Source organism: Chitinophaga pendula (assembly GCF_020386615.1).
Classification (GTDB): Bacteria; Bacteroidota; Bacteroidia; order Chitinophagales; family Chitinophagaceae; genus Chitinophaga; species Chitinophaga pendula.
The window spans coordinates 3895622-3908554 of the sequence record NZ_CP077769.1 but is presented as its reverse complement, the minus strand read 5'-3'; the positions used below and the strand labels follow the sequence as shown (position 1 = coordinate 3908554).

The following is a 12933-nucleotide window of genomic DNA, read 5'->3' as shown; positions in this document are numbered from 1 at the left end:
ATAGTACCCGCTCCGGTGAAACGCCTTTAGTTATTTTATCAAATAGGATTACCGTGGCGATAATAAACGTTGGATCGTCTCCTCAAAATGAGAGATATATTGCTGGTGATAAGCGGGAGCTCCGGGACCCCAAAAACCGGCACTGACATCTTGTACGATACCATTACGGTCCAGTATAATAGTGGTTGGAAAAACCTTGATCTCTGAGAGCTGAGGAAATGTTTTTGCCGTACGTAGCGGATCGCTGGCGGTAACACCGGTATTCACCATCGCATAAGCTACCTGGAATTGCTTCCTGAACTGCTGCAGACTTGCTACAGACCTTACGCTATCGGTGCTAAGCTCATATCCCAGGGCGATGATCTCCAGCCCCTGCTCCTTATGCTGACGGTAGTATTTACTCAGGAATGCCGTCTCATCCATACAGTTAGGACACCAGGACCCCATTAGCTGCAAGACAATGACTTTATTTTTGTATCGCTCGTCCTGTAACGACAATGGCTGCCCATCTATATCCCTGAAATGAAAGTTAAGGAGTAGCTGATCTCCTTCTTTTATCGTGGTCTTTACGCGTGGTAACGTCGCCTGTTCATCTCTTACAGCGGACCATGTTTCTTTGGCGGTAGCTCCCGCATAGAAGGTACCCTGGAGGCGATCCTGGTAGATAGCGGCTGTCAGTAAAAATGCATGCGCACCGTCGAAGGTAGATAGCAACAGGGAATCTCCCGATACTACGCCGTCCAGATAACGATAGTCGCCCGAAGGTGTTAAGACAGATCCGCTGAGCCGGTCACCTCGCTGTTTGAACGCTCCAATGGCTGGTCGTTTGGTCTGATTCTGCCGGGTGAATTCAATACGCCATTTGCCGGTGATCGGCAGGGTGGAGGCGGTAGCCGCAGCAGGAAAACGCCTGCTTCCGTATTTAATAGTGACAGGAAGAACGGTATAATTGCTATCTCCGTGGCTTACCCATACCCCTTCGATGCTATCGGTACTGACGATCTTCAGTTTAAACCAGGACTCAAACACGGGCATGCGGATAGTCAGCGAGTCTCCGGTACGTTGTACATAGGTACTGATACGTTCCTCCCTGTTCAGAATGTCCAGGATTATCTTGCCGGCGTGATCCTTTCGTATATCTGCCTCAAAAGGGATCTGGTGGCCATCCTTCCGATGCAGGAGCGCATGCCAGCGACCGTTCGTGATCTGTTGTTGTGCAAATAAATGGGAAGAAAACAATAACAGTCCTATAATTAATAAGTGATACTTTCTTTTCATAACGGTTACTTCTGACTATTTTAATTTTTTGAATGCCTGTAGTCCTGTACTCAGATACCCGGCGTAGGAGGTCGGATGGTAATCTGCACCTTGTGGCGAGACTAACGGTTGCTCTGTATCCGGATGCAGCAATACATAAAACGGTTGTGCGTTGGTATTGAACCGGGAGGCTTGTATGTCGCTGTTGAGCGCTCCGATAGTGGTGATCTTCCGGTTGCTGAATGGGCTGATATATTGCTCCTCCACCGGCAACATTGTCTTGTCGTCTACATATAGTTGGATCAATACATAATCGTTGCTGAGTAACCCTAACACGTTAGGGTCCGGCCATACGGCTGCCTCCATCTTACGGCAGTTTACACAGGCATGACCGGTGAAGTCGATGATGACAGGTTTATGCACTTTCCGGGCATAGGCTACCCCTTCTTCATAGTCAAAGAATGGCCGTAATCCCAAGGGGCTATCAAAGAGATTTTCATATCTCCTGGTAGTCACGTCAGCTGGCAGGCTGGTAGTACTCTTGCTGGCAGTCCGCAGGGTAGGTGTATAGAGATCGAAATCCTGGCTGGCCTGTGGTGGCAGGAAGGCGGAGATCGATTTCAAAGGAGCGCCCCATAAGCCCGGAACCATAAATAATGAGAAAGAAAACACAAGGATAGCCAGGAATAACCTGGGTACGGAGACATGGTCTACCGGACTGTCATGGGTGAACCGTAGTTTGCCCAACAGGTACAACCCCAGTAGTGCGGCCAGTACGATCCAAAGTACCAGGAATACTTCGCGGTCAAATAAATGCCAGTGATAGGTCAGATCGACGTTACTCAGGAACTTAAGAGAAAATCCCAGTTCCACAAAACCAAGGCATACTTTGACACTGTTAAGCCAGCCGCCGGATTTAGGCAGGCTTTTTAACCAGGATGGGAATAGCGCGAATAATACAAACGGAAACGCCAGGGCGATAGAAAATCCTAACATGCCTGCAGCAGGACCTGACCTGGCTCCAGAAGTGGCAGCCTGAACTAATAATGTACCTATGATAGGTCCCGTACAACTGAAGGATACCAGGGACAAAGCAGCCGCCATAAAGAATATGCCTGTAAAGCCTTTTCTACTAGTGTTACTTTCTGCTTTATTCACCCACTTATAAGGCAGCTCTATCTCAAATGCCCCGAAGAAGGAGGCTGCAAATACAACCAGCAACAGGAAGAACAGGAAATTAAATACGCCGTTTGTAGAGAGGGTATTCAATGCATCGGCACCAAAAAGAACGGTGATCAGCATACCTAATCCTACATAGATCAGTATGATCGACAATCCGTATATCACCGCATCCCGGATGCCTTTTTTCCTGTCCTGGTGCCGTTTGGTGAAAAAGCCGACGGTCAGTGGCAACATCGGAAATATACAGGGTAGTAGCAACGCTGCCAGCCCGCCGATAAATCCGGATATGAAAATGGTAACCAGGCTTAAGGTAGGTACTGTTTCCGGAGTTACGCTGGCTGGTTGAGTGGTAGCAGGGGCAGCGGACAATAGGGGCTGTTGACTGGTAATGGTGTCTGCAATAACAGTGGTATCCGGAATATCGGTAAATGTAAGTTCCTGCCTGAATACCGTGTCTGCCCCGGAAAATGCAGACACGGCGGGTGTTACGATGACTAACAGGAAGAATAGCAGGACGCAATGTTTTATTCTTCTGTTGATATATCTGTTCATGTTAATGGCCTTTTATATACTTATTGAGGAATTGTCAGAGTGGGGATCTGGCGGCGCGGGTGATGAGGCCATTCCCTTTATGCTGAAGAAAACCTATCACTTCCCACTGGTATTGCCTGAAATCGGATGGTAGCGTAAAAGTCACCTCATGGTTGCCGGCAGGAACTACCTGCAACTGCTGAACGATTTGTACATGCGACAGGTGTCTCCCTGTATTTTCTCCTGCCTCTACATCGCTGGCTCCGTTTTTGCGAACTACTGCCAGCACCAGCTCTTCTTTTTTATCCTGTCCGGGAGCTTGATAGCCGACCTGTAATTTACTGCCCTGTACCTGAGTATTCAATGACAGCTGTCCCATACCTGGCTTGGATAAACCGGCTGCGATGGCACGAAGTATCAGCTGTTGATCGCTTCCCACATACTCGGTTGCACCGTTTATCACCACCTGGGGCGTATACAGGGAGCCAAGCCGCAACCATTCTGCATAACGTTGCTGACGCGCCGTATAGGCAGGATTACTGAAGGGGTCTTTCCATCCCTGGTGATCCCAGTAGTCCACATGAAAAGCAAGGATGTATATCTGTTTATTCTTGTTTTCCTTTTCTATTCTTTCCATCAGCGCATCGGCAGGAGGACAGCTGGAACAACCTTCGGAAGTGAATAACTCCACTACCGCAAATCCCTGGGTACTGTCTGCCAGTTGTTTGCCGCCGATAGCAGGGGTACGTTTCATGTCGATATAGGCGGCGGTGGCCGTAAGTACTATTATTAATGCTGCAAATAGCAGTAAGACTGGTTTCGTATTCATTGTCTGGATCTTTAATGGTCATTTAATAGGAATAGAGAACTTCACGGTCTCCGGTGGTAAACATTGGCGGTCGCTACAAACCATATATTCAAGCGACCCTTGTATAATGGTGGTAGGTACCTTCAGTGATAACCGCTGCTCAAATACAACACTTTTCTCAAAGTAGGTGACCGGCATATTGAAGGCTTCTTCAAACTTTTTAAGTGGCGTAGGCTCGGCGATGCCCCCCGCCAGCTCAAATGCGGCAGAAGGGGTAAGGGTAAAAGATGTTTTGATAGGTCCGCCTGCTGCTACCTGACTGGAATATATGTGCCATCCTTTTTCAATGGTGGCTTTGAAATACAAGGTTGCCGTAGTAGCACTGGTCTTTCGGGCTGCATAACTCCACTTGACCGGCTTGAGTATCTGGCTGCTGGCAGATAAGGCTGCCAGCAGGATCAGAGAACAGATAAGTAACTTTTTCATGTCTTCTTTTTTGTGGGTGAGAATAGCGATTAATGGGAGGCTTGTTTAAGTACTGCTTTAAGCAGAGGGATCCGGTCCGCGCCATCATTTTCCGTAGCAACCTTAATCCCTTCCTGCACCGCTTGCTGCACACCTTCTTTGTCGCCTTTTCTCAACAGAAAACGGGCTTCAAATAACTGGTAGGAAGCATTCTTCGGGAAGTCTTTTTTGGCTTTGCTGATCCATTGCAGTGCTTTTTCTGTATCCTTTTCATGCAGGTAGTAGTACTGTATGGCATTGAAGTATGCCAGGTTGGAAATACTGGGAGCCTGCATCAGTTCTTCTATCGTAGCCATGATACGGTCGTCATCATTAACGGTGATATGTACCGGCACGGTGGTATGTTCCCACAACAGGCGCAGGTCTACGGCCTGCGTAGTAGCATTGTCAAACAATATGGTGAATGTCTCCTGTTTTTCTTTCAGGGACGCTGCTTTCACTTTGAAGCGTAGCAGATCCTCTGCCTGCTTGTAGGTAAATGCTCCCCAGACATTAACCGCTTTATTCAGGATGATCGTCCACTCGTTTTTACCTGGAATGCTGAATAGCGAGTAAGTACCTGCCGGGATCTTATTGCCCGCTATCGTCACATCCCCCGAGAAGGTGATTTTGGTAGCGGTATTAGCACCGGTCCTCCATACTGCATCGTAAGGAACGAGATCGCCAAATACCTTCCTGCCATTTACACTTGGCCGGGAGTAGGCTACTTCTACTTTACCTAGTCCCAATTCCTGGGTAATCGTCTGGCTGGGGCTGCTGTTGGGTAGTCCGGGTACCTGCGCATAGCTTTGCTGGCTGATGCCCATCAGGGATACCATTGCCAGGGTACAGATACCTTTACCGGAGAAGATATTACTCAGGCGGTCGGCAGAGAAATAACGGGAGATCGTGGTGTTTACTGTATGCATAGTGATCGCGTTTTGAATAGATGTTTAATGATGTACCAAAAGTATTTCGTTGCAGAACGGGTATCAAGGTGTACGTTGGCTAAGGAGACAAAGTAGGAGGGGAAGTGGACAAACGGGCGGCTCAAAAAATAAGGAGGTGCCGGCAGATGTATAGCTACATAAAAAAAGCCCGGCCATCTGGCCGGGCGGTATTGTGGGTCGTACAAGAAAAGAAATGTCTAGCGGTTCTCCAACCAATTCAGGAAAGTATGTACCTTCTCCTTATTGATCAGCAGCTTCTCCGGTGTGGGAATGGTCAGCTGTACCAACAGCTTACGCTGAAAATAGTGTTCTACCTCTTTTACCGCATTAAAATTGATCAGGAACTGCCTGTTCAACCGGAAAAACTGCTCCGGCGACAACATGCTGGCCACCTGGTCTAATGACTGGTTAATGGAATATTCCTGCTGGTCAAAACATCTGATAATGGTAGCCTCAAATTTGATGTAAAAGAATGCAATAGTATCCGTAGGTACGTTCACGTACTTCTGATTTTTGAATACCAGAAAGTTCTTTTTAGTCGCCGCCGGCGGTATGATCTTAGACAGCAGGTTATTCAGATCGGGACCCGAATCCTGCTGGAAAAAACTCTTGAACTCATCCACCTTTTTCAGCGCTGCAGCAATATCGTCTTTCGAAAATGGCTTGAGTACGTAGTCAATCCCATTCGATTTGAATGCTTCCAGCGAATACTCGTCAAAAGCAGTACAGAAAATGATCGGACAAGTGATCTTCACCGACTTCAGGATCTCGAAACAGAGTCCGTCAGAAAGCTGGATATCCATAAATACCAGGTCAGGATGCGGATTTTCAGAGAAGAACAAAACAGAACGCTCTATACTTTGCAACTTCGCAATGATATTAGCTTCCGGCTTGATAGCAGTGATATGATTTTCAAGCGAACGGGCCGTTTTTATTTCATCCTCAATGATGATAATATTCATGAATGACAGGCAATTTTACTTTGAATGTTTCTTTAGTACTGATGATTTCTATCTGTTTATCCAGCAGGTGAACATACCGCAGATTGATGTTTTTTAAGCCCACTCCCAATGACGTCTCCTCTTCTATCCTCTTCAGCTGCACCGGGTTTTCTATCACAATAGCATCTTCTTCTGAATACAGATGGATATGTAAGGGCCGCTCCAGCGAAACGATATTGTGTTTGATACAATTCTCGATCAGCAGCTGTAGTGTAAATGGAGGGATCAGCGTATTAAGATGGGCGGGCGAAATGGTATTGGTACAGATAAATCCGTCTTCAAACCTTTCTTTCAACAGGAAAAGATAAGCATCTACGATCTCCATTTCATTGGATACCTGTATAAGGTCCAGCTTACGGCTTTCCAGCGTAAAACGGTAAAAATCCGCCAGCTTGAGGATGAACTCCACCGTGTTTTTATCGCTGGTCTCCACCATGGCCTTCAGTGTATTGAGGCTGTTAAAAAGAAAATGCGGGTTGATCTGCTGCTTCAGTAACTCATACTGAGCCCCGAGATTATTAGCTTTCGTCCGTTCCAGCTCCAGGCTCACCTGTTGATTCTTATAGTTCTGGAACAGCAGGTGTATCAGTAAATAGAATACCAGGTTGATCAGGATACCTCTTACCTCTACCATCAGCATTACAGCGCCAAAGTGGAGATGCGACAATATATATTGCTGCGCGATCGCCAGGCCAAACATGACGAAGATACCGATCACCAGGCTGGTGATAAGTTTGGTATAAGAAAAGCCTCCGGGACTTTTCCGGGAACTGTTGCGCGGAAGGGTATAGATATTATAATACCATACAAACAACGAAAATAGGCACGTGATGGTCGAATTCACTAATGCATCGAGCGTGTTAAAGCGGTGTTCCGCAATATGGGGTACTGAAGCCAGCAGACCCAGGAAAATAGAACTAACCCATATGATAATAGGAGAGATCCTGAAATTAATGTTTTTCATGCCTTTGTAAGATGGTAAGACTAGTATCGTTTTACCGGTTGTTGATGTATAAACGATGCCCGTTCCGGATGACGAAGATACACAGGATGCCGCGAAATCGATCGGTGTACATCCGGAAAAGGGGAGGTGCCGGCTAAGGGAAGATTAATGGTTGTTGCGCCAATATCCACTTGATCCTGTCCGGGACGTTAGATTCGGGACCGCTGACCTTACCTTTTACCAGCTGATACAAAGGGGTGACAGTGCCGTCTGTATTGGCTTGTACATGTACCTTTTCTACAGAACGGATATCTCCGTTGATGTAACTGCCATACCAGTATCGGTTACTTGCCTCTTCCCAGGTCACGAGCGTATAGGCTGCGCCGGCCATAGGTACGCTATCCGCCTCCAGGGCGCTCTTACGGGCAGTTGCATTACCATAAAGGATAGCCAGGAAATGTTGGGCTCTGTTGGACCTCGTGGTAATCACCTCCTGGCCTTGCGCATCGTATACTTCCCGCGCACCGGGGGCAGGAGCCTTACCGCAGGCCGTCGCCAGCAAAAAAATGGGTATAATGAGCATCGAAAGTTTCATGTCTGTTGATTTTATGGGTGACGGTTATCGTTGTGATGCCTTGGTTACCGGGATGTCAAATACATAACCATAATCTTTCGCAATCTTATGACAGGTAAAGCAGTCATTACCCAACTGAGCGGTTTTACCATAATTGGTGAGATGAACCCCGTTGAACCTGGCAAATCCCCAGCCTTTAGTTTCCGGGAACCGCTTGTTGTCTTTGATCATGATCTGCACGTTATTGAAGGTACCGGGGCGTACATCGCCTTTACCGTCTTCCAGGTTATTCCAGACCACTTTGACGATGGTGCTGCCCTCCGGCCATGGGTTAAGATGATTTTCCCGGATAGCCTTTACGGCAATGTCATTACCATATACGACACGGGTCGTGTTATTATCAAATCGGCTGGTGGTCACCAGTACCTGCCATTGCTGAAAGTCGGGGATATATTTGATGCCGTTGAGCGAGGTAGGTAAGGTCTTGGCCGTATCCTGGCGCTTTTTGTAGTCGTCCCGCTCCGCCTGCACGGCCTGCCGCTTGCTGGAGTCCGTAAGTATAGGTGTCGCCAGCGAACGCACATACGCTTTCAACACGCCGATATCCTGTGCAGACACCTTAGCCTCCGGATGTATGGCCGCATAGGAGGGCAGCGGCATTTTACCTTGCTCCGCCATATTGACCATCTCCCATAGTTTTACCTGCTGGTCCGCAGCAGACAGACTATCCCATGACGAGAAATTGAAACGGGACCTGCCTTTTTGAATATGTTCGTTCACTAACCAGGAGAAAGGAGCTACCTGGTCATACCACTTTAGCCGCGTCTCGTTGGAGTGACAGTCGTAACAGGCTCTTTTAAGTATTTGTGTCACCGAGTCCGGCGCCTGAAAAGCGCTGGTGATAGGTGGGTGAGTGATGCGGGGGGCGAAACCCTGTATAGCCAACGCCACTATCGCCAGCAATCCGGCTAACAGGTATATCTTTTTGTTGAGGGTACGGTTGGATTCTTTCATAACTCCGTTGTTTAAAACGAAGGTAGCGCCGCTGACCTGGGATGACCAGCGGTAGATCCGTTAACCGGACATATAAGGTGCCGAAATGGACGCTTCGGACCCCGAAAAATCGGGTAAAGAAGAGCAATACCCCCTCAAAGAGGCCTGACAGGGCTTCCCGTCCAGGAGCTGCCGGTTACCAGGTTTTCACCTTTCATCACCAGGGATAAAGGCTCCACATGTACATCATCGCCAATGGTAGAATCGTAAAGAATGATCGTACGGGCGCCGATACTGCAGCGGCTGCCGATCACCACCGAACCCACTTTCATCACCCGGTCCTCAAACAGGTGCGTCTGAGGGCCGCAGTCTTCATTCAACGCCGTATCATCTCCGATGGTCACCATATCGTGTTCCGTAATATCTGTCGTATTAAGCCATACCCGCTCGCCAGTCTTTACCCCCAACAACCGGAGCAAAGAGGGTAAGAAAGGAGTGCCCTTCATATATTCCAGCAGGAAAGGCACCGCCAGCGCTTCATAAGTGGTAGTGATCGCCTCACTCCGCCATACTTTATGCGTCCACATAGGCTGCTGCTCCTTCTTATAACGGCCGGCTACTATCCATTTAAGTACCACCGTAATCAGGAAAGCAGGCATGCCCATATAATAAAGGTAGTAAAGGGGGAATTTAGGCAACTGCGCCGCTATCTGCAAGAACTTACGGTCTTTGATCAGGTCATGACAATAGGCAATAAATAAAGCACTGCAGCAGATAATAATAGTCTGCGGAAGGATGATACGAAGCGCCTCAATGATGCCTCGGGCCAGCTTCCGACCCCAGGAGGGACGCGTAGTCAGCGATGCCGGATACTCCCCGCTGTTCTGCCGGGCTGGCAAGGATATCGCAGGCGAACCGAACCAGTCCCCTCCCTTCACCTCGGCTAGCTGCGCTGCCGTCGGTGGCACAGAAAGTACCCCGATCAGCATATTGTCACCGAGCTGATAGCCCTGTGGGATCAGGGCGCTGTTACCGACGAAACTTTTATTGCCGATCACCGTCTTCTCCAGTATCAGCCGCTGTCCGCGTATATCTTCTTCCCCTAAAGAAACAGCATCCGCGATAAACGACTCCGTACCTATCTCCAGCATCGTATGCGTAACGTTACTGGCAGTAGAGATCTCTGTGTTCTTGCCAATCTTGGCGCCGAGCAGCTTGAAGAACCCCGATACATATATCGTCGCATAAATGGGATGCAACACGATCAGAGACACCGATATCAGCTGGTCAGACAACCACTTCCTGATATAGGCCGCACTATATACCGGGTATACGCCGGGTTTTATACCCCATAACAACAGCCGGGATAATAAGACCGTCTCAAACAGGTACGTCAATACATATACGATCGTCACCAGTGGCACGTGAATAAAATAGCTGAAATCGTAATCGCTGGCATTCGTATCGAGGTAATTGAGTATTTCTATCACCGGCAGCAGTGGCAGCAGGATGATGACAGGGAAAATGATCAGCAGCAATGAATATAATAACCCGTAAGACTTCCGCTTGAAAAGCCCTACCGACAATGGTGCTGGGATATCTCCGGGACCCTTCTGTGCGATCTTTTCCGCGGGACTGCCTTTCCATACCTCATAAGGCTGGATCGTTTGATCAGCAGGTAGGTAACTCAGGTCCTGCAGCTCACCCCAATCCCCGACAGTACTACCTCCGGCCAGTACGGCACTACCACCAATATAGGCATGGGCGCCAATCCTTATCTTCCGGAGTTTCATCAGTCCATTTTCCACCGTCATATTATTCAGCACCACCTGCGAACTGAGGCTCGCATCCGTACCTATTTCCACCAGGTCATGCGCACCGATGGTCAGCGAACTGAGTTGTGCATCCGGCGCAATCTTCGCACCTAGCATCCGCAAATAGAAAGGATAAAGCGGCGTTCCGTTCAGAAACTGCGATGGCACCAGTCGCATGATATTGGTGACCAGCCAGTAACGGAAATAATAACTACCCCACAACGGATAATCACCTTCCTTGGCCTTCCCGAGGATCAGCCATTTGCAGATAATACTGAAGAAAGAAAAGAAGGGCGGGATCACACAAAACATACCTATCGCTACCAGCAGCGCCCAGCCCCTGGCTGCCGTCAGAGATTCTGTTTCCGCGATCACATAATAATAACCGAGGTAAGGAATGAATATCTGGATGGCAAACAGACCATATATCACTAACAGCGACAGCGCCTGCATAACTCCGCAAAGGAAATAACGTAACCGTGGCACCTTGTGGAACATCGTCTGCTCCCTGACTCCCTTCTGCGCCGTCTGCTCCCAGGCTTCGATCAGGTTTTTAATAGGACGGTGCGTATAAATATCTTTTAGAGAAGCATAAGAAATGCCGGCCTCATTCCTCAGCCAGGAAGAAAACGTAGCCGCCAGCAAAGAGTGACCGCCCAGGTCAGTGAAAAAGTCCGACTCCGGTGTAATATCCCGCTCCGGGAATACATACTCCAACCCGGCCATGACCTTCACCGCCAACGGGTCATCAGGATTTACCTTTACAGGTGCCTGCTCCCGCACCTGCAAAAGCGCGTCCGGTACCGGCAATGACTTTCGGTCTATCTTACCGCTCGAAAGACGGGGCATCTGGTCCAGCGTCACTATCACCAGCGGTATCATATAAGGTGGCAGCACCTTGGTGAGCGCCGCCCGCATATCATGCTCGGGGATGCTGCTCCCCGCCTTCAACGTTACATAACCCACCAACTGATCCTGCATGGCACTGTCTTTTTTGACAGCCACAGCCGCCGCCGCCACCTCCGGTAATGCATGCAGCTTTACTTCGATCTCGCCCAGCTCGATCCGGTAACCCCGCACCTTAACCTGGTCATCCAGCCGGCCACGGAAATCTATTGACCCGTCTTCCTGCATGATCACCGCATCCCCACTCAGATAGATACGGTCACCAGGCAACTGTGCCAGGCCCGCCGGCTTATCCAGGAACTTCTCCCGGGTCAGCTCCGGCCGGTTGATATATCCGTCACAAACGCCGGGACCAGATATGATAAGCTGCCCCTGTTGACCACAGGGCACGATATTAAATTGTTCATCTACCACCGCCAGGTTATAATTAGGCAGCGGATGACCGATACTGATAGCATCGCCGGGATGCAATGGCGCCATCGTAGCCGTAACCGTAGTCTCCGTCGGCCCGTAGCTGTTATAGAAGATATTCTGCCCGGGCTTGCTCCATCGGTTCAATACTGCCGTAGTACAAGCCTCACCTCCGGCATTGATGATACGCAACGTAGGGATATTGTCATCCATAATCGCCAGCAGGCTGGGAACCGCGTGTAAGATGGTCACCCGCTGCCTGCGGAGTATATCGCTGATCTCATCAATCGACTTGGCCGAGATCGCATCGGCCACCCACAGCGTAGCACCGGCAGAAAGACTGATCCACGTCTCCTCACACCACATATCAAAAGAAACAGAAAACCCCTGGTATACAATATCATCCGCACGAACACCCAATACCTCCTGCTCAGATCGGATAAGATGACAGATATGACGTTGTTTGATCGGAATACCCTTGGGCTTACCAGTACTCCCCGAAGTATAAAGCACATAAGCCCGGTCATCAGGCCCCGGCCCCGCCGGCACCGGCAGAGATGGATAACTGTCCCGCCGCTCCGGTACCGTAAACACCGGACAGGATACCTGCGGCGCCCCGTCACTAAAACAAGCCACAGCGCCCACTTCCTGCAATACCACCTGTACCCGCTCTTCCGGCATCTCCCGGTCCAATGGCACATAAGTAGCACCCGACTTTACAATGCCGAGTATCACCGCATGCAACGATAGCCCGCGCGTATGCCATACCCCCACCGGCGCATCAGGTCGAATGCCCTTCGAAGCAATAAATGCAGCAATATGATCACTCCACGCATCCAGCTGCCGGTAACTTAATGACTGATCACCAAAAATAAGAGCGGTTTTATCCTCGTATAGGGCGGCGGCTTGTCTGAAGATGTCTGCGATAGTCTCTTCTCTGATAAATTCAGGATGGTGTGCGCCTGTTAAAATGCTGTCCTTAATCATCCCAAGGGTTTGTGCCATAAAATTATTACCGTTATACCTAATCTATATCGGTATAAGGAATTCGTTTTAAAA

The 12933-nt window shown here is 49.1% G+C and carries 10 protein-coding genes; all 10 read right to left on the bottom strand.

Translation table 11 applies throughout. From position 1 onward, the window contains the following. Positions 1-48: 48 nt before the first annotated feature. Positions 49-1278: a peroxiredoxin family protein gene (locus KTO58_RS13815; protein ID WP_095838810.1), complete on the bottom strand. Its 1230-nt coding sequence runs from the start codon at positions 1276-1278 to the stop codon at positions 49-51. A 15-nt stretch (positions 1279-1293) separates the two neighbouring features. After that, complete coding sequence (locus tag KTO58_RS13810; protein ID WP_225859740.1) at positions 1294-2991, bottom strand: protein-disulfide reductase DsbD family protein; 1698 nt, start codon at positions 2989-2991, stop codon at positions 1294-1296. A 34-nt stretch (positions 2992-3025) separates the two neighbouring features. Continuing rightward, positions 3026-3799, bottom strand: coding sequence for a DUF1223 domain-containing protein (locus KTO58_RS13805; RefSeq protein WP_095838811.1), 774 nt, complete (start codon positions 3797-3799; stop codon positions 3026-3028). 18 nt (positions 3800-3817) lie between these two features. Next, positions 3818-4264, bottom strand: a complete 447-nt coding sequence (locus KTO58_RS13800; protein ID WP_095838812.1) for a protein-disulfide reductase DsbD N-terminal domain-containing protein — start codon at positions 4262-4264, stop codon at positions 3818-3820. 29 nt (positions 4265-4293) lie between these two features. After that, positions 4294-5211, bottom strand: coding sequence for a DUF2911 domain-containing protein (locus KTO58_RS13795; protein WP_095838813.1), 918 nt, complete (start codon positions 5209-5211; stop codon positions 4294-4296). A gap of 218 nt (positions 5212-5429) precedes the next feature. Next, positions 5430-6194, bottom strand: coding sequence for a LytR/AlgR family response regulator transcription factor (locus KTO58_RS13790; protein ID WP_225859739.1), 765 nt, complete (start codon positions 6192-6194; stop codon positions 5430-5432). Beyond that, the gene (locus KTO58_RS13785; protein WP_095838815.1) at positions 6175-7197 is read right to left on the bottom strand and encodes a sensor histidine kinase; all 1023 of its coding nucleotides are present in this window, start codon (positions 7195-7197) and stop codon (positions 6175-6177) included. The genes KTO58_RS13790 and KTO58_RS13785 overlap by 20 nt, the downstream gene beginning before the upstream one ends. A 133-nt stretch (positions 7198-7330) precedes the next feature. Further along, on the bottom strand, positions 7331-7771 hold the full coding sequence (locus tag KTO58_RS13780) for a hypothetical protein (RefSeq protein ID WP_157752970.1): 441 nt from the start codon (positions 7769-7771) through the stop codon (positions 7331-7333). Positions 7772-7795: 24 nt separating this feature from the next. Beyond that, positions 7796-8764: a heme-binding domain-containing protein gene (locus tag KTO58_RS13775; RefSeq protein ID WP_095838817.1), complete on the bottom strand. Its 969-nt coding sequence runs from the start codon at positions 8762-8764 to the stop codon at positions 7796-7798. A 134-nt stretch (positions 8765-8898) separates the two neighbouring features. Beyond that, complete coding sequence (locus KTO58_RS13770; RefSeq protein ID WP_198315259.1) at positions 8899-12879, bottom strand: Pls/PosA family non-ribosomal peptide synthetase; 3981 nt, start codon at positions 12877-12879, stop codon at positions 8899-8901. Between the last annotated feature and the right edge of the window lie 54 nt (positions 12880-12933).